Here is a 16,843-nt window from a genome sequence, read left to right as displayed (position 1 = left end):
CGTGTTATGCGGTACGCGGTGTGTGGTCGACCAGGACCTTGCCTTGTTCGATGGTGAGACGGTCCTCGACGAACCAGCGGATCGCCCGTGGATACAGCTCGTGTTCCTGTTGCAGCACGCGGGCCGACAAGGTGTCGACCGTGTCGTCGGGCAGCACGGGCACGGCGGCCTGCGCCACCATGGGACCGTGGTCCAGTTCGGCCGTCACGAAATGCACCGTCGCGCCATGCTCGGGCACGCCGGCCGCCAGCGCCTGCGCGTGCGTGGCCAGGCCGGGGAAGGCAGGCAGCAGCGAAGGATGGATGTTGAGCATGCGTCCCGCGTAGTGCTCGACGAACGCCGGCGTGAGGATGCGCATGAAGCCGGCCAGCACCACGAGGTCGGGCGCGTAGCCGTCGATCACGGTGCGCAGGGCCGCGTCGAACGCGTCGCGGGTGGCGTAGTCTTTATTGGGGACGACGGCGGTGGCGATGCCATGGCTGGCCGCGAAGGCCAGGCCGGCCGCGTCGGCGCGGTTGCTGATGACGGCCGCGATGCGGGCCGGCCACTGCTGGTCGCGGGCCGCGCGCACCACGGCTTCCATGTTGCTGCCGCGCCCCGAAATAAGGATGACGATGTTTTTCATAGCCGGCATTGTACCTGCTCGGGCGGGGCGGACCAAGAAATTGGCGGACAACGGGGAGGACGATGCTGCGGCGCAGCAAGCGTCAAGGGGGCGCGCCCGGCCGCTGAAACCGGGGGATGGCGGGCTTACTCGAACGAGTAGAAGACCCGGAACGGCACTTTCTTCTCGGCCCAGTAATCGGCCGCATCGCGGAACACGTCCAGCAGGGTTTCACGCGCTTCCTTGTCGAATTTCTGCGTGTTGGGCAATTGCTCGAGCACCACCAGGAAGCCCGTCTGCGGGCCGGCCTTGTGCATGGTGTCGGTCAGCGTTTCGCGCAGGCCGTCGAAATTCTTGCCCACCCCTTTAGGAAACTGGAACGATTCTGCAATAATGCCGCAAACTTGTTGCTTGGTGAGGCCGGCCAGACAGTGTGCGTATAAAAAATGCTGCCCGAGACGGACGGCCTCGTCTTGCAGTTCCAGCACGCGGAACGCGCGGATGGACTGGACAAGGTTGGGCGGCACGGTCATTAACAAACTCATTTTTCCCTCAATTCGACCTGGTATGTAGGGTGCGTTCATGTTGTCGTGCATATTGTTATATCCGGCGATAAATACCGTTACACAGCTCGCGGCAAACGGGTCAATGCGCTTGCCGGGAGAGATCCACGTTTCTATCCGTCAATCTAATCCCATACACATATTAGGGTAACGTGTTGTTCCTCGTGAATCAACACGAATGTGATGCCTAACGCAAGTTTTGTTAAAAGCAGAACATTTTTAAGCCATTTTATAGATGTTTTCAGCAAGATTCCCCTACTGGCGGCCCCGTTTTTACTCCATGATCGCAACAGTTGTTGCTGTTACAAATTGTTGCCATAAGCGCGAGTGGGGCCGCTACACTGGGATTACCATACATCCATGCAATATCGGACCATTCCCTTCACGCCGATATTCCTTAATCCAAAACAGACACGAGGTATAACAATGAATTTACCATCCAAATTGATCGCATCGGCCCTGTGCCTTGGCGCCCTGCCCTTTGCCCAGGCCGCCGATTTTGAAGATTTCGGTCGTGTCGTGCGCGTCACGCCGCAAGTGGAACAAATCAACCGGCCGCGTCAGGAATGCCGGACGGAATATGTGCAAGTCCAGCAGCCGGCGCCCCAGCGCAGCGTGGGCGGCGCCATCATCGGCGGCCTGATCGGTGGTCTGGCCGGCAACCAGGTGGGCGGCGGCACGGGCCGCTCGGTGGCCACGGCCGCCGGCGCCATCGCCGGCGCCATGACGGGCGACCGCATCGACAACGCCAACCAGCCGCAGGGCGGCGTCGCCGAGCAGGCCGTCAAGCAATGCCGCACGGTGGACCACTGGGAATCGCGCACCAGCGGCTACGAAGTGACGTACGACTACCGCGGCCACAGCTACACCAGCCAGATGTCGTACGATCCGGGCGAGCGCGTGCGCCTGCGCGTGCTGGTGGAGCCGGTCCAGCGCTGATCCGCCACCGCCCCGCCCGACCCTGCCGGCCAATCTTGGCCGGCAGTTTTGTTTCGGCCACCGCCTCGCGGCCAGCCCCCACGGGCGGCCCCTTATGCCGCCGTCATGCGCCACTTGCCTTGAAGTAAGCCATCGCGGGATAATGGCTGCTCACTTCCCGCCATCCCCGCCCCATGCTGATCAAACGAAAATCCATCGAAAAAGAAGAATCCTCGCGTCCGGCCCGCAAGGTCAGGTACGCGCCCGTCACGCTGTCGGAGCAGGACGGCGTGCGCTATCTGCATTTCGGCACGGAATGGGTGCAGGGCGCCATGCGCATCCGCAAGCCCGACTGGCCGGAACTCGAATACGCGCAGCAGATGATGAGCTGGATGTTGTGGCTGGAGCAGCCGCGCGCCATCGCCCAGCTGGGCCTGGGCACGGGCGCGCTCACTAAATATTGTTACAAACAGTTTCCGGAGGCGCAGGTGACGGCCGTCGAGCTGAACCCGGCCGTGATCGCCATCTGCGCCTCCATGTTCAAGCTGCCGCCCAACGACGCGCGGCTGGCCGTGCTGGAAATGGACGCGCTCGACTTCGTGTACGACGAGCAGCGCCACGACACGCTCGACGTGCTGCAGGTGGACCTGTACGACGCCACGGCCAAAGGCCCGGTGCTCGACACGGCCGAGTTCTACCAGGCATGCTGCGCCTGCCTCAACGACGACGGCATCATGACGGTCAACCTGTTTGGCGACCACCCGAGCTACGCGCGCAACCTGAAGGCCATGAAATTCGCGTTTGACCAAGTGGTTTGCCTGCCGCAGGTGCATGATGGTAACGTGGTCGCGATCGCCTTCAAGCGCGCGCGCCCCATCGACCTGGACGCGCTGGCCGGGCGCGCGGCCCAGATCGTGGCCGCCACCAAGCTGCCCGCCAAATCCTGGGTCAAGGGCCTGGCGGCCGCGAAATAGACCGGTCCCGCACGGCCAGGCCGTGCTCTGTGCGCATCCCGCGCGGCCTGGCCGCGCTTTTTGAAAGTGGCCGTGACGATGTCCGCAACCTCAGCAAGCCCAGCAAGCGCAGCAAATCCGGCCACGCCCGCCCTGCGGGTGCTGGACCTGCAACAGATCTTCACGTGGCTGCTGGCTGACGGCATGGTCGAGAAGGCCCACGTCAAGGCCAACTATGCGCAGGCCCAGGGCATCCTGAAGAACACGGCCGGCGCCATGCATCCGCTGTGCGCCGTGGCCCATTGCAAGCTGCTGTCGGCCACGCCGCCGCACAAGCTGCTGACGCTGGACCTGCTGACCGAGTGGATGGCGCGCCGCGTCTCGCTGCCCTTCATCCGCATCGACCCGCTCAAGATCGACTTCACCAAGGTGGCCGATGTGATGTCGGCCAGCTACGCGGCCCGCTTCAACATCCTGCCCGTGGAGCTGACGGCCGACACGCTGGTGGTGGCCACGGCCGACCCGTTCGCGCTCGAATGGGAACCGGAGATCGCCAAGATCTCGCGCCGCGTGGTGCGGCGCGTGATCGCCAACCCGCTCGACATCACCCAGTACATCTCGCAGTTCTTCAGCCTGGCCAAGTCCATCAAGAAGGCCAACAAATCGACCGGCCAGGACCTGGCGCTGCGCAACAACTTCGAGCAGCTGGTCGAACTGGGCAAGATGAACAAGCAGGTCGACGCCAACGACCAGCACGTGATCAACATCGTCGACTGGCTGTGGCAGTACGCGTTCGAGCAGCGCGCCTCCGACATCCACCTGGAGCCGAAGCGCGACCTGGGCACGATACGCTTCCGCATCGACGGCGTGCTGCACCAGGTCTACCAGGTGCCGGCCGTGGTGATGATCGCGATGACGGCCCGCATCAAGCTGCTGGGCCGCATGGACGTGATCGAAAAGCGCCGTCCCCAGGATGGCCGCATCAAGACCCGCACGGCCGGCGGCCAGGAGATCGAGCTGCGCCTGTCGACCTTGCCCACGGCCTTCGGCGAGAAGCTGGTGATGCGTATCTTCGACCCGGAGGTGGTGGTCAAGACCCTGCCGGAACTGGGCTTCCCGCCCGACGACGCGGCACGCTGGGACGCGCTCACCAGCCGCCCGCACGGCATCATCCTGGTGACCGGCCCCACCGGCTCGGGCAAGACCACCACGCTGTACACCACGCTCAAGGCGCTGGCCACGTCGGAGGTCAACGTGTGCACGGTCGAGGACCCGATCGAGATGGTGGAGCCGTCGTTCAACCAGATGCAGGTGCAGCCCGGCATCGACCTGTCGTTCGCCGACGGCGTGCGGGCGTTGATGCGGCAGGACCCGGACATCATCATGGTGGGCGAGATCCGCGACCTGGCCACGGCCGAGATGGCGATCCAGGCCGCGCTGACGGGCCACCTGGTGCTGTCCACCCTGCACACCAACGACGCGCCGTCGGCCGTGATGCGCCTGCTGGAACTGGGCGTGCCCTACTACCTGCTGGAGGCGACGCTGATCGGCATCATGGCGCAGCGCCTGGTGCGCACGTTGTGCCCCGACTGCAAATCGCCCGACGGCGAACTGAGCGACGACTTGTGGAACAGCATCGGCGGCGCGTGGGACCTGCCCAAGCCGGCCGCCATCTACCGCCCGGTCGGTTGCCCCGAGTGCCGGCAGACCGGCTACCGGGGCCGCACCGGCATCTACGAGCTGCTGACGGTGACCGAGGAATTCGGCAAGCTGGTGCGCGAGGAGACCGACATCCAGGCCTTGCGCCGCCAGAGCGTGGCCGACGGCATGAAGCCGCTGCGCATCGCCGGCGCCATGAAGATCCGGGAAGGCGTGACGAGCGCCGAGGAAGTGCTGAAGGTGACGTCGTCGCTGAGCTGAGCGCGCCGAGTGCATTGGTGGAAGAAAACCCTTTGCAGTTTCGATTCCAGCTGTATATAATACGGCCTCTTTCGGGTCGTTAGCTCAGCTGGTAGAGCAGCGGACTTTTAATCCGTTGGTCGCAGGTTCGAATCCCGCACGGCCTACCACGAATGCATCAGAGAAGCCCACGAATTTCGGTTCGTGGGCTTTTTTGTTTTTGGCGACAAAAAAAACCAACCGCGCGCGGTTGGTTTTTTCGTTCCGGAACCGGCGGCAAGCCGCCCGGAATTACGCCTGCCGACGGCGGCGCGCCACGGCGCCCGTCACCAGCAGGCCGGCCAGCAGCATGGCGTAGGTTTCCGGTTCCGGCACGGCCGTCACCTGGTTGATCCAGCCGATGTGCGAATAGGTGGCCGTGGAACCGGACAGGTCGCCGAAACTCGACGAGTTCTGGTCGCTCGAATCGCAATGGAGCAAGTCGAAGAACGAGCAGGCGCTGCTGCCCTGCCAGCCCCACGAGTGCACGCCCGACAGCAGCCATTCCGTGCCGTTCCACACGAAGTCGCCGCCGCCCGAATCGCCGCCGGCGATCAGCGCCTCATTGGCGCCGTGGCCCAGGCCGCTGCTCCACTGGTGGCCCGTCGCGTCGGCGATGCGGCCCAGCGTGTTCTTGCTGGCCGTGCCGTCATCGTAGTCGCTCATGTAGGTGGTGCCCGGCTTGTAGAAGTTGGGGTCGTAGCCCCAGCCCGTGTACTGGTCGCCCACCTTGTTGAAGGTGTTGCTGTCGACGTCGAAGGTGTTGTAGCCGTAGTGGCCATAAGCATGGTCGCCCCAGTCCGGATCCTGGTCGGAGCCGGCCACGGTGGTGGTGCCGTAGCCCGCCATCAGGTAGTCCTTGCCCACGTCGTTGGTCGTGCTCAGGTGATAGCCTTTGATGTCCGTCACGGCGCTGCTGAGCTTGAGCAGCGCGACGTCGGAACCGGCGTCCAGCGAATTGTTGGCGCCACGCCACTGCGGGTGCACGTACGCGTCCGACACGGCCACCGTGCGCGTTTCGCGCGCCTTGCCGTCCGCCCAGCCGAAATCGACTTTCATCTTCGAGAAATCGTCGGCGCAGTGGGCCGCCGTCAGCACATATTGGCCGCCGGCCAGCAACGAGCCGGAGCAGGCCCAGTTGCCCTCGGCATTGCTGAAGCTCAGACGGGCCACGCCGTCCAGCGCGCCGACCACGCCATTGAAGGCCTGGCCCGGCAGGAAACGCCAGTCGGACGGCGACGAGGTGTTGCCCGTCAGCGGGGTCAGGAAGGCGGAATTGTTGGCCTGTGCGCCCGTGGCGAACAGCGCGGCAGCCAGCGCACCGGCCAGCTGCATGGTTTTGGATTGAATCACTAGAAGACCTCTGTTAGTCGAATTATTGGTTGAAAAGTGCATCCCTGTCGTGTTCCGCCCGCACGCCGCCACCACCTGAGTGCATCCCGGGCGACATGCGAAGCATGGACATAAATATAACATTGCTGTTAAAAAAATACTTATATTTTCGCAATTTATATTTAATCCATTCATGTTCAACTTCGCCATCTTCCAGAGCGGAACCCAGCGGCCCGCTTTGGGAGTACACTGGCCCGCAAACGGGCAGGTCCGTCCAACGACCAGCCTGCCATCCACGGACCCGGCCACCATGACGACGTGCTTGCGCCTGCTGTGTTTGCTTCTGCCGCTGCTGTGCGGCGCGTGGCCGGGCGGCATGGCCGGCGCCGTGACGCTACGCGTGGCGGCCCAGGAGGGAACGGAACCGAAATTCATCGCCCGCGGCGGCGCCGTGGCCGGGCTGTGCGTGGACATCCTGCGCGCGATCGAAAAGCTGGACCCGGGCCTGACCTTCACCGGCGACCAGCACTGGATGCCGCTGGTGCGCGTGTACGCGGAACTGGCGCGGGGCGAGCAGGACGCGGCCTGCGGCGTGCAACGCACGGCGGACCGGGAGCACAAATACATCTTCCTCGAACCGTCCCTGTTCCCCATCAACTACATGCTGATGGCGCGCGCCGACGATCCGGTCGTCATCAACAACTGGGACGATGTGCGCAACCTGGGGCCGGACGCGGTGGTGCTGGCCAACCGCGGCTTCGCCGGCGTGCAAATCCTGGCAGCGGTGGGCGGGCTGAATGTGGACGCGCGCTCGGCCAGTCCACCGCTGAATCTGCAGAAACTGATCGCCGGCCGGGCGCGCTTGTTCCTGCACCGCACGCCGGGCCTGCATGCATTCCTGGAGCGCGCCGGTGCGGCCGATAAGGTCAGGATCCTGCCGGTGGTGATGTCCAGCAACCGGCTCTACCTGGTGCTGGGCAAGCACGTGGAGCACGACACGGCCGCCCGCGTGCAGCACGCGCTGATCCGGCTCGACAAGTCGGGGGAGCTGGAACGCTTGCTGCACCGCTGGGATGGCCCCGTCACGCCCTGACAGCGGCCCCGCGCGCGCGCAGCACGCCCGTGCAGAAAGTTAATTGACAGCAACGCAAGATTTGGCCACTATCAGCGTTTGCCTGACTTTCAAGTGACCTCCATGCTGTCTTCCACCTTACGTCTGCCGTTGCTGGCCGCGCTGCTGGCCGCCGCCTTCGCCGCGCCCGCCGGCGCCGCCCCCCTCCCCACGCACGCCATCACACACGAAGACGTGTGGCTGATGAAACGCGTGGGCGCGCCCGTGCCCAGCCCGGACGGCAAATGGGCCGTGTTCCCCGTCACCGACCCGGCCTACGACAGCAAGGAGCAATGGTCGGACCTGTGGATCAAGTCGCTGTCCGACGACACGCCGGCGCGCCGCCTGACCTTCAGCAAGGGCGGTGAAGGCGGCGTCAGCTGGTCGCCCGACAGCCGCCAGCTGGTGTTCACGGCCAGGCGCGACGGCGACGAGGCCAGCCAGCTGTACCGGCTGGACGTGGCGGCCGGCGGCGAAGCCCAGCGCCTGACCACGCTCACGCTGGGCGCGCGCCAGCCCAAGTGGAGCCCGGACGGCAAGCAGTTGCTGTTCACCAGCGACATCTTCCCCGGCAACGCCAGCGAAGCCGACGTCAAGCGATCGGCCAGGGAACGCAAGGAGCGCAAGACCAGCGCCCGCGCCTACGAATCGTTCCCGCCGCGCTACTTCGACCGCTGGCTCGACGACAAGCAGGTGCGCCTGTTCGTGATGGACGCCCAGCCCGGCGCCGTGGCGCGCGACCTGCTGGCCGGCAGCCGGCTGGCCGCCCTGCCCGGCTTCGGCGGCGCCCAGGGCGGCGATGGCCAGTCGCTCGACGCGCTGTGGACGCCGGATGGCAAGGCCGTCGTGTTCGCCGCCGCCACCAACCGCCTGGACGCGGCCAGCGCGCCCACCATCGCGCAGCTGTACATGGTCGCGCTGGCGGGCGGCGAGCCGCAGGCGCTCACGGCCGACCAGCACAGCTACCACGGCATGCAGTTCTCGCCGGACGGCAAGACCCTGTTCTGCCTGACGGAGGCGGAAACCAAGGGCAAGGTGTACGACCTGACGCGGCTGGCCAGCCTGCCGTGGCCCACGCGCCAGGCCGCGCCCACCATCGTGACGGCCGGGCTGGACCGGTCGATCTCGCGCTATGCGCTGCCCGAGGGCGCCAAGCGCGTCTACTTCAGTTACGAACATGCGGGCCTGGAACAACTGCATTCGATGGCCTACGACGGCGGCGCACTGCGCGACGAACCGTCGGCCGCCACCGGCGCCATCAACGCGCTGCGGGCCGGCGGCAAGGCGCTGGTGGGCGTGTGGGAATCGTCGGTCAACCCGCCCGAAGTGGTGGCGTTCAACGGCGCCCAGCCCAAGCGCCTGACGGATTTCAACACCGCGCGCGCGGCCGCCATCGACTGGCAGCCGCCCGAGCACTTCTGGTTCCAGGCCGCCGACGGGCGCCAGATCCACAACATGCTGATCAAGCCGCCCGGCTTCGACCCGCACAAGCAATACCCGCTGTTCGCCGTCATCCACGGCGGCGCGGCCAATATGTGGCGCGACCAGTTCGTGCTGCGCTGGAACTACCACCTGCTGGCCCAGCCCGGCTACGTGGTGCTGCTGACCGACTACAAGGGTTCGACCGGCTATGGCGAGGAATTCGCGCGCGCCATCCAGTTCGATCCGCTCAAGGGGCCGGCGGACGAGCTGAACCAGGCCGTCGATGAAGCCGTCAAACGCTACGCCTACATCGACGGCGCCCGGCTGGCCGCCGGCGGCGCCAGCTACGGCGGCCACCTGGCCAACTGGCTGCAGGCCACCACCACGCGCTACAAGGCCATCGTCTCGCACGCGGGCGAGATGGATCTGGTGATGCAGTGGGGCACCAGCGACAGCATCCACAACCGTGAAACCAACAGCGGCGGCCCGGTGTGGAGCGACCTGCCCGTGTGGCGCGAACAAAGCCCGATCATGCAGGCCGGCAATCACGACAAGGGCACGGGCTTCCTCACCCCCATCCTCATTTCCGTGGGCGAACTCGACTACCGTGTGCCGGCCAACAATGCGCTGATGAATTTCGCCACCCAGCAGCGTCTGCACGTGCCGAGCAAGCTGCTGGTGTTCCCGGACGAGAACCACTGGATCATGAAAGGCGAAAACAGCCGCTACTACTACAACGAAGTGCACGGCTGGCTGGCCAAATACCTGAAATGAGCGCGTGAAGAAACGCTATAAACGATTTAGATCAATCACCAAGGAGATACGATGACGATTGCAAACTGGACGATCCTGGGCGCCTGCATGCTGCCCGTGGTGACGATGGGACTGGCGAAGGCGGCCTCGCTGAGCCTGCCGGACCGCAAAGCGCGCTACGACAACAACCATCCGCGCGACTGGGAAGGCAAACTGACGGGCTGGCAGGCGCGCGCCTACGCGGCGCAGAACAACGGCTTCGAAGCGCTGCCCTTGTTCATCGCCGCCGTCATCCTGGCCCAGCAGGCGCACGCCGACCAGGGCCGCATCGACCTGCTGGCATTGAGCTTCATCGGCATCCGCCTCGCCTACGTGGCCGCCTACCTGGCCAATATCGGCACGCTGCGCAGCCTGATCTGGGGCGCCGGCCTGGCCACCAACGTCGCGCTGCTGGCCATGGCCTGATCCATCCCTTGCCGACAGCGGCGGCGCGGGCCACTCACATCAGCCCGCGCTTGCCCCGCCTCATCGGCACCGGCGGCAGCGCATGACCGTCACTTGCGGTCGCCGTTCTTGTCGATGCGCAGCGCGCTCTGCACCTGGGTCACGCCCTTCACATTGCGCGCCACTTCCACCGCCTTATCCACTTCCGTCTGCGACGGCACGAAACCGCTCAGGCTGACGACGCCCTGGTTGGTTTCCACATGCACGTCCAGCGACTTCAGGTTCGGCTCCTTGAGCAGCTCGGCCTTGACCTTGGTCGTGATGACGGAATCGGCCACCGCGGTGCCGGCCATTTCCGACTTGGTGCGGGTCAGGCAGGAAGCCTTGGCCGAGCCCGTCATGGAGTTGCAATCCTCACCCGTCTGCGCCACGTCGGCCATGTGTTTCTCGGACTTGGCGTCGGCGATGGCCGCCGTTTGCGCGGACTTGGCCGTGTTCAGGCAGTTGCGTTTTTCCGTGCCGTTCATGTCGGCGCATTTGGCCTTGGCCAGGTCATATTCGGCGTCGGCCACGGCGATTTCCGCCTTCTGCACCGACTTCTTATCGTTCTTGTACTGCACCACGGCATCGGACTCCGTGTGCGCGCGCGTGGCCTTGGCTTGCTGGATGCAGATGTCCTTGGCGTTGCCGGACTGCGCGTCGCACTGGTCCTTGGCCGTCTTGTAGTCGGCGGCCGCCTTGTCCATCATCTGCTTGTAGGCCACCTTGTCCATGTGGGGCGTGGCGGCGGCGGGCGTGGCGGGAGTGGCGGCGAAACTGGCGCTGGCGTAGCCCGCCAGCACGATGAAGATAAGCTTGTTCATGGTGTGTTCCTTATCAATGGTTGACATGCAGATTAAATCCTCGCGACAGCCGCTACTCTGTGCGAGAACGAACACAATCCGGGAATTCGGGACAAATAGGCTAAGGAACAACGCCGCGTTTGTGGTGGATCAATCGCTACCCAACAAACCTTTGCTCCACAGCATGGACACCTGTTCGAACAGGGGGGAGGAGGAGGAAAACACGGCGCGGTCGGCCGCCGTCTGCAGCCAGGCCGTGGTGTCGTGCGAACCGCCGGCGGCCGGCTGGCGCACCTGGCGCATCCAGCGGTAGACCTGCGCGTACTGGGCCGGATGGCGGCGCGCGGTCCAGGCCAGCGCCAGCAGGTCGGCATAGCCTTCCTCGCGCTGGGTGGCCCGTTGCACGCGGGCCTGCTCCAGCAGGTCGGCCGAGGCGGCGCGCTGCTGCCCCACTTCGACGAAACCGGCCGGCAATTCATGCCATTGATGATGGACGTAGCGCCAGCAATGGCCGAGCTCATGCGCCGTCATCGCTTCGATCAGGATCGCGCGCTGCGCCTGCGGCACACCGTCGAGCACGCTCTCGGCGGCCGGATTGCCGCGCAGGGACAGCACCAGCTTGCAACGGCCATCCTCGAAGCCCAGCGCCAGCGGCACGTCGTTCGGGCCAGCCTGCGGCTGCACCGTGATATCGAGCGGCAAGCCCAGTTCCTGCTTGGCGTAGCTGAGCGCGGGCAGGCCGGCCGTCAGCCAGCGCGTTTCCAGCTCGGTCAGCTGGGCCGCGCCCGCGAGGCCGGGCAACAACAGCAACAGGGATAAGGGGGTCTTGGACATGGCTCGATTCCTGAGTCGGACTCTAGCATGTCAACCGCGCGAAAATTTACTTTGCGGAAGGTATTTTTCTACGTAGAAAAAGTGGAATGACTTATTGACAGCACTGCGTGACAGCGCCGCGCACCGGCCGCCGGGGCCGGTGCGCGGAACCACGCGGGCGCGCTTATTTGCCCAGCAACGCTTGCGCCGTCGGGAACGATGGGCGGATATCGTTCGGCACGGCCTTCATCTTGTCGAGCGCCTTCTGCACGTCGGGACGGATCACGACATACTTGGTCATCATGGTCTGGGCGCGCGCGTAGTCGCCCGTGGCCTCGATGGTGAGGAACTCGCGGTCAAGATCGGCCACCGCCTGTTTGATCTTCTTGAAGTCCACCGCGAACGTGCCGTCGCCGTGCGACACGAAACCGCCCTTGTCGAGCAGGTAGTTGATCTGGATCGCCATGCCGCGCGCGTGCGAATCGGTCAGGCCGAAGTGCAGCGTGCGGAAGCCCGAGGCCAGGAAGGTCGTGTACAGCTTGCGCTCGGCCGCCTCGCCCTGCCCCAGCGCGCCGGCCAGCTGGCCTTTGTCCATCATGTAGGCCAGCGCGTACAGGCCGGTGATGTCGGCCTTCGCCTCCTCGATGGTGGAATAGGCTTCCTTCAGATCCTGGCGCGGCGTGGAGGCGGCGCCGTTGGCGTGGGTGATGTGCGGGCCCAGGCCGTGCGTGATCTCGTGCGCGAGGATGTGGGTGAAGAAGGAGTCAAAATCGACGTCCTTCTGGTCGGCCGGCTTCAGCACCAGTTTCGAGATCGGCGTCAGCGTGGACTTGAATTTCGCCTGCTGCACGTTCTTCAGCATCACGCGCTTGGAGCCGCGCTGGCTAATGATGCGCTCGTCGTTGGGCAGATTGTAGGCGGCCGTCTGCACGCCCATGTTGCCGTCGCCGGCGCCATACACCTCATTCACCACCACCATCGGCGCCAGCGCGCCGACCTTGGGGTTGCGGTATTGCGCGTCCAGCGGCAGGTTGTCTTCCAGTTCCTGCATGTGCTTGGCGAAGAAGTTCAGCTTCTGCGTCTCCTTCTGGTCGCGGATGTTCACGTAGGCCTCGAACGCGGCCTTGTAGCCGAACAGCTCATCGTTGTACGTCTCGTAGGGGCCGATGGTCACGTCCACCGGCGAATCGAGGTCCATCCATGCGAAGTCGGAGGCCAGGTAATCGTTGGACAGCAGCGCCTGCGCGCGCAGACCGAGGAATTTCTTCAGCGACGCGTTGTCGGTGGCGTCGGCCGCTTCGTTCAGCAGCGCGGCCAGGCGGGTCAGCTCCGGCTTGTATTCATCGGCGTACTTGACGGTTTTGAACTGGCCGTCCGCGCCCTGGCGGATCACGGTGTAGAACCACTGGGCCTGCTCCTTGTCGGCGGCCGGCAGCCCGTTGATCCACTTTTCCAGCGCCTGTTTGCTGGCCCCGGCCGGGTAGAAATTGGCCGCCGCCGGCTTGGTGGCGGGAATGTCAATGCCCGCCATTTGGGGCGGCAGGAACGAGGTGTTGCCGTCGATGATGGACCACGGGCCCTTGTTGAGCCAGAAGTAGTTGAGGCGCGCCTTGCCCAGCGGCGTCGTGTCTTTTTGCAGCGCGGCCCACAGCGCCTCGTTGGACGCCCAGCGCTGGCGCAGTTGCAGCACGTCGACGATCTTGGCCGCTTCGACCAGTTTGGCGATGGCCTTGCGGTCGCCGGCCGACAGGGCCGAGGTATCGGCCGTCAGCGCGACGGGCGCGAAGCGGGCCGTCATCTTGTTGAGTTCAGCGACATTGGCCGGCGCGGCGGATACGGCCGATGCGGCAACTGCCAGTACCACAGGAAGCAGGATGGTTTTCATGTGACCTTTTCAAGGGGATGGTGAGCCGCGTATTGTAATGCGTCTCCCTTAAGTTTCACCCCCTGCTTCCCGCCGCCGCGCTTACCAGACGCGGTATTCCTGCCCCGTCTCGGCGCCGTCCACGCTGCGCGCGTAACCGAGCGCCACGCGGCTGGCCTTGACGGGTTCGAAACCGACGAAGAACGGACCATACACAGGCATCGATTCCGCCAGCACGCTGGGGCTGACCAGATTGATGCGCAGCCCGGGCCGCAGGTCGATGGCCGCGCCGCGCACAAAGCCGGCCAGCGCACAGTTGACGGCGGCCGCGCTGCTGGCGTGGCGGATCAGCGGGCGGTCGCCGATGATGCCGCTGGTGAGCGTGATGGAGCCGCCGTCGTTCAGGTAATGCTGGGCCACCATAGCCACGTTGACCTGCCCCATCAACTTGCTGTCCACGCCGACGCGGAATTCCTCGGGCGTCATGTCGGCGAACGGCACCAGCCGCAACGCGCCGGCCGCCACCACCACCGCATCGACCTTGCCGACCTGTTCGAACAGCCGGCGCACCTGGGCCATGTCGGCGATGTCGGCCTGGTACTGGCCGCTGCTGGCGCCTACGGTGATGATGTCATGCCGCTGGCCCAGCTCTTCCACGATGGCCTTGCCAATGGTGCCGGCGGCACCGATAACGACTACTTTCATGTTGTGACTCCTGTCTGGTTGGTGAGTGCGAGCAGTATCGCGCCGAGCAAAACAGGAATAAATGGGCTAGGATTTAGATCATTCCTAAATCACAGTTAGCAATCGATGGACAAATTACGCAGCATGGCCATTTTCGTGGCCGTGGTGGATGCCGGCAGCTTCACGGCCGTCGCCGCCAGTTTCCACCTCTCGCCCGTCATGGTGGGCAAGCACATCGCCCACCTTGAGCAGACGCTGGGCGCGCGCCTGCTGACCCGCACCACGCGGCGCCAGAGCCTGACGGAGATTGGCCAGCAGTATGTGGAACAATGCCGCGCTATCCTGGCCCAGATCGAGGCGGCCGAGACGGGCGCCGCCGCCATGCGCGCGGGCGCGCGGGGCCGGCTCAAGATCACGGCGCCCGTCTCGTTCGGCGCGGAATGGCTGAGTCCCGCCGTGACCGACTACCTGGCGCGCCACCCGGAGGTGAGCGTGGACCTGAGCCTGAACGACCGCACGGTGGACCTGGTGGAGGAAGGCTACGATCTGGCCGTGCGCATTGGCAAACTGGAGGACTCGACCATGGTGGCGCGCGCCCTGTTCCCGTACGCGATGGTGATCTGCGCGTCGCCCGACTACCTGGCGCGGCGCGGCACACCGCGCACGCCGGACGAACTGGCGCAGCACGAATGTCTGGACTTCATGCACTGGCCGCACGCGATCCGCTGGCGACTGCGCGGCGGCCAGGGCGCCGGCAGCATCCCGCCCAGCCGCTTCCGCGCCAACAACGGCCAGGCGCTGCGCACGGCCGCGTTGCACGGTTTCGGTATCGTGATGCAGGCCGAGGTGCTGCTGGCGCAGGACATCGCGGCCGGGAGATTGGTGACGATATTGGAGGATTACGTGCCGCAGGCGCGCCCCATGCACCTGGTCTACCCGCGCGACCGCCAGCCCACACCCAAGCTGACCACCTTTGTCGACTTCATGCTGGAACGCTTCGGGCCAGCGGCACGTTTGCCGCTGGCCTCTTCCGCGTAGGGGACGACAGAGAGCGGCCGGGCCGTTCTCTGCGGGCTTAATGCGCCGTTTATTGCAAGGACTTATTGCGCCATCTTAACGGCGCCGGTGGAGACGGCCGCCAGTGCCGGCGACGGCTGCCAGCCTGCGCCCAGCGCGCGCGCCACGGACACGGTGGCCAGCAGGCGCTGGGTATTGATCTGCACGGCGGCGCGGTCGGCCGCCAGCGAGCTACGCTGGGCGTCCGTCACGTCCAGGTAGGTCGACACGCCGCGCTCGTAGCGGGCGCGCGCCACCAGGTAGGCGCGCGCGGCCGCCACTTGCGAGGCCGCTTGCGCCTGCCCCTGCAACTGACGCTGCTCGGCGTCCGACAGCGCGTCTTCCACTTCGCGCAGGGCCGTCAGCAACTTGCCCTCGTGGTTGGCGACGGCTTCTTCGTAACGGGCCTTGGCCACGGCCAGGTTGGCCTTGTTGCGGCCACCGTCGAAGATGGGCAGCGACAGCGCCAGCGGGCCGACGCTGAACTGGCGCGCGCCGCCCTTCGACAGTTCGCGCAGGCTCTCGGAGGCGAAGCCGAAATTGCTGGTCAGCGACAGCGAGGGATAGAACGCGCCTTCGGCCACGCCGATCTGGGCGTTGGCCGCGCGCAGGCTTGCCACGCTGCCGGCCAGGTCGGGGCGCTGGGCCAGCAGGCTGGCCGGCAGGCCGACGGGAATGGCGGGTGGCTGCGGCAGCGCGACGGCGTTGTCGGCCGCCGGCAAGCGCATGGCCGACGGCGAGGCGCCCACCAAGGTCGCCAGGCTGTGTTCGAGCAGGTTGCGCTGACGCTGGACTTCATGCAGGTCGGCCTGGGCGTTGGCACGCTCGATGCGGGCGCGCGACACATCGAGTTCATTCGACAGGCCGGCGTCGAAGCGGGCCGTGACCAGTTCCTCGGTTTCGCGACGCGTGTCGAGCGCGCCCTTGAGGATCGCCATTTCCGCGTCCATGCCGCGCAGCTGCCAGTAGGTGGTGGCCACCTGCGACGACAGCAGCAACAGCACGCCGTCGCGGTCGGCCTCGGCCGCCAGCGCCTGCGCGTCGGACGCTTCGACCAGGCGGCGCACGCGGCCCAGCAGATCGACCTCATACGACATCGACGCGCCCACCGTGTACTGGTTGCCCTTGATGGCGCGGCCGCCCAGCGCCAGCGCCTGCGACGTCTCGGCCGAGGTGCGCGAGTTGGCGGCCGAGGTGCTCAGGCTCACGGACGGCGACTGGTTCGCGCGCGTCACGTCCGACTGGGCCTGCACCTGCAGCAGGCGCTGGCCGGCCGCCTTCACGCTGGGATTGTCGCGCAGCGCGGTCTGCTCCAGCCGGTCCAGCGTGGCGTCGCCGAACACGGTCCACCACCGGGCCGGCAGATGGGCCTCGCTGGCGGCGCCTGGCGCCTGGTGGCGGAAGCTGGCGTCGGCCACGTTCTTGGGCGCGGCGAAGTCGCTGCCCACGGTGGCGCAGCCGCTCACGGCCAGCGCGACGGATGCGGCCAGGGTCAGGCGTTTGAATGCTGTGTACATGGCATTACCTCGAATCAGTATAAATAATA

The 16,843-nt window shown here is 65.7% G+C and carries 15 protein-coding genes and 1 tRNA gene; 8 read left to right on the top strand and 8 right to left on the bottom strand.

Annotation, left to right across the window (positions count from 1 at the left end):
- Nucleotides 1–4: 4 nt before the first annotated feature.
- The gene (gene purN, locus AC1RQG_RS05430; protein ID WP_493129295.1) at nt 5–625 is read right to left on the bottom strand and encodes a phosphoribosylglycinamide formyltransferase; all 621 of its coding nucleotides are present in this window, start codon (nt 623–625) and stop codon (nt 5–7) included.
- 125 nt (nt 626–750) lie between these two features.
- On the bottom strand, nt 751–1,149 hold the full coding sequence (locus tag AC1RQG_RS05425; protein ID WP_493129293.1) for a barstar family protein: 399 nt from the start codon (nt 1,147–1,149) through the stop codon (nt 751–753).
- 444 nt (nt 1,150–1,593) lie between these two features.
- On the opposite strand from AC1RQG_RS05425, the gene AC1RQG_RS05420 reads away from it, so the two are divergent.
- The 4 genes from AC1RQG_RS05420 (at nt 1,594) to AC1RQG_RS05405 (ending at nt 5,107) form a co-directional block, all read left to right on the top strand.
- Entirely contained in the window at nt 1,594–2,106 is a 513-nt protein-coding gene (locus tag AC1RQG_RS05420) for a glycine zipper 2TM domain-containing protein (RefSeq protein ID WP_493129069.1), read from the top strand.
- A gap of 173 nt (nt 2,107–2,279) precedes the next feature.
- Nucleotides 2,280–3,059 (top strand): spermine/spermidine synthase domain-containing protein, encoded by a 780-nt coding sequence (locus tag AC1RQG_RS05415; protein WP_493129067.1) that lies wholly within the window; start codon nt 2,280–2,282, stop codon nt 3,057–3,059.
- A gap of 78 nt (nt 3,060–3,137) precedes the next feature.
- Nucleotides 3,138–4,958 (top strand): type IV pilus assembly ATPase TfpB, encoded by a 1,821-nt coding sequence (tfpB, locus tag AC1RQG_RS05410; protein WP_493129291.1) that lies wholly within the window; start codon nt 3,138–3,140, stop codon nt 4,956–4,958.
- 73 nt (nt 4,959–5,031) lie between these two features.
- A tRNA-Lys gene (locus AC1RQG_RS05405) sits at nt 5,032–5,107 on the top strand.
- 121 nt (nt 5,108–5,228) lie between these two features.
- Here the strand turns inward: AC1RQG_RS05405 and AC1RQG_RS05400 are convergent.
- Nucleotides 5,229–6,329, bottom strand: a complete 1,101-nt coding sequence (locus AC1RQG_RS05400; protein ID WP_493129065.1) for a trypsin-like serine protease — start codon at nt 6,327–6,329, stop codon at nt 5,229–5,231.
- A 289-nt stretch (nt 6,330–6,618) separates the two neighbouring features.
- Here AC1RQG_RS05400 and AC1RQG_RS05395 point away from each other — a divergent pair, with 289 nt between their 5' ends.
- The 3 genes from AC1RQG_RS05395 to AC1RQG_RS05385 all read left to right on the top strand — a co-directional run bounded on the left by AC1RQG_RS05395 (nt 6,619) and on the right by AC1RQG_RS05385 (nt 10,059).
- A complete protein-coding gene (locus tag AC1RQG_RS05395) occupies nt 6,619–7,401 on the top strand; it encodes a substrate-binding periplasmic protein (protein ID WP_493129063.1) in 783 nt (260 codons plus the stop codon).
- Between the two features lie 102 nt (nt 7,402–7,503).
- Nucleotides 7,504–9,615, top strand: coding sequence for a prolyl oligopeptidase family serine peptidase (locus AC1RQG_RS05390; protein WP_493129061.1), 2,112 nt, complete (start codon nt 7,504–7,506; stop codon nt 9,613–9,615).
- Nucleotides 9,616–9,666: 51 nt separating this feature from the next.
- The gene (locus AC1RQG_RS05385; protein WP_493129059.1) at nt 9,667–10,059 is read left to right on the top strand and encodes an MAPEG family protein; all 393 of its coding nucleotides are present in this window, start codon (nt 9,667–9,669) and stop codon (nt 10,057–10,059) included.
- Between the two features lie 89 nt (nt 10,060–10,148).
- Here the strand turns inward: AC1RQG_RS05385 and AC1RQG_RS05380 are convergent, their stop codons facing one another.
- The 4 genes from AC1RQG_RS05380 to AC1RQG_RS05365 form a co-directional block, all read right to left on the bottom strand.
- Nucleotides 10,149–10,901, bottom strand: coding sequence for a BON domain-containing protein (locus AC1RQG_RS05380; protein WP_493129057.1), 753 nt, complete (start codon nt 10,899–10,901; stop codon nt 10,149–10,151).
- Nucleotides 10,902–11,030: 129 nt separating this feature from the next.
- Nucleotides 11,031–11,714 carry a hypothetical protein gene (locus AC1RQG_RS05375; protein WP_493129055.1) on the bottom strand — a complete coding sequence of 228 codons (684 nt, stop codon included), beginning with the start codon at nt 11,712–11,714 and terminating at the stop codon, nt 11,031–11,033.
- 163 nt (nt 11,715–11,877) lie between these two features.
- Nucleotides 11,878–13,578, bottom strand: coding sequence for a DUF8614 domain-containing protein (locus tag AC1RQG_RS05370; RefSeq protein WP_493129053.1), 1,701 nt, complete (start codon nt 13,576–13,578; stop codon nt 11,878–11,880).
- Nucleotides 13,579–13,659: 81 nt separating this feature from the next.
- The gene (locus tag AC1RQG_RS05365) at nt 13,660–14,262 is read right to left on the bottom strand and encodes a short chain dehydrogenase (protein WP_493129051.1); all 603 of its coding nucleotides are present in this window, start codon (nt 14,260–14,262) and stop codon (nt 13,660–13,662) included.
- Between the two features lie 105 nt (nt 14,263–14,367).
- Between AC1RQG_RS05365 and AC1RQG_RS05360 the strand changes: the two genes are divergently transcribed.
- The gene (locus tag AC1RQG_RS05360; protein ID WP_493129049.1) at nt 14,368–15,279 is read left to right on the top strand and encodes a LysR family transcriptional regulator; all 912 of its coding nucleotides are present in this window, start codon (nt 14,368–14,370) and stop codon (nt 15,277–15,279) included.
- Nucleotides 15,280–15,341: 62 nt separating this feature from the next.
- On the opposite strand, the gene AC1RQG_RS05355 is transcribed toward AC1RQG_RS05360, so the two are convergent.
- Nucleotides 15,342–16,814, bottom strand: a complete 1,473-nt coding sequence (locus AC1RQG_RS05355; RefSeq protein ID WP_493129047.1) for an efflux transporter outer membrane subunit — start codon at nt 16,812–16,814, stop codon at nt 15,342–15,344.
- Between the last annotated feature and the right edge of the window lie 29 nt (nt 16,815–16,843).

Source organism: Rugamonas sp. GW822-FHT03B10 (genome assembly GCF_058801745.1).
Note: the sequence above shows the minus strand (reverse complement) of the source record. Positions and strands in the feature narration are given on the sequence as shown.

What these genes read in the sequence shown, in the direction of transcription:
- purN (WP_493129295.1), bottom strand. Translation starts at nt 625, where the DNA reads ATGAAAAACATCGTCATCCTTATTTCGGGGCGCGGCAGCAACATGGAA.
- AC1RQG_RS05425 (WP_493129293.1), bottom strand. Translation starts at nt 1,149, where the DNA reads ATGAGTTTGTTAATGACCGTGCCGCCCAACCTTGTCCAGTCCATCCGC.
- AC1RQG_RS05420 (WP_493129069.1), top strand. Translation starts at nt 1,594, where the DNA reads ATGAATTTACCATCCAAATTGATCGCATCGGCCCTGTGCCTTGGCGCC.
- AC1RQG_RS05415 (WP_493129067.1), top strand. Translation starts at nt 2,280, where the DNA reads ATGCTGATCAAACGAAAATCCATCGAAAAAGAAGAATCCTCGCGTCCG.
- tfpB (WP_493129291.1), top strand. Translation starts at nt 3,138, where the DNA reads ATGTCCGCAACCTCAGCAAGCCCAGCAAGCGCAGCAAATCCGGCCACG.
- AC1RQG_RS05395 (WP_493129063.1), top strand. Translation starts at nt 6,619, where the DNA reads ATGACGACGTGCTTGCGCCTGCTGTGTTTGCTTCTGCCGCTGCTGTGC.
- AC1RQG_RS05390 (WP_493129061.1), top strand. Translation starts at nt 7,504, where the DNA reads ATGCTGTCTTCCACCTTACGTCTGCCGTTGCTGGCCGCGCTGCTGGCC.
- AC1RQG_RS05385 (WP_493129059.1), top strand. Translation starts at nt 9,667, where the DNA reads ATGACGATTGCAAACTGGACGATCCTGGGCGCCTGCATGCTGCCCGTG.
- AC1RQG_RS05380 (WP_493129057.1), bottom strand. Translation starts at nt 10,901, where the DNA reads ATGAACAAGCTTATCTTCATCGTGCTGGCGGGCTACGCCAGCGCCAGT.
- AC1RQG_RS05375 (WP_493129055.1), bottom strand. Translation starts at nt 11,714, where the DNA reads ATGTCCAAGACCCCCTTATCCCTGTTGCTGTTGTTGCCCGGCCTCGCG.
- AC1RQG_RS05370 (WP_493129053.1), bottom strand. Translation starts at nt 13,578, where the DNA reads ATGAAAACCATCCTGCTTCCTGTGGTACTGGCAGTTGCCGCATCGGCC.
- AC1RQG_RS05365 (WP_493129051.1), bottom strand. Translation starts at nt 14,262, where the DNA reads ATGAAAGTAGTCGTTATCGGTGCCGCCGGCACCATTGGCAAGGCCATC.
- AC1RQG_RS05360 (WP_493129049.1), top strand. Translation starts at nt 14,368, where the DNA reads ATGGACAAATTACGCAGCATGGCCATTTTCGTGGCCGTGGTGGATGCC.
- AC1RQG_RS05355 (WP_493129047.1), bottom strand. Translation starts at nt 16,814, where the DNA reads ATGTACACAGCATTCAAACGCCTGACCCTGGCCGCATCCGTCGCGCTG.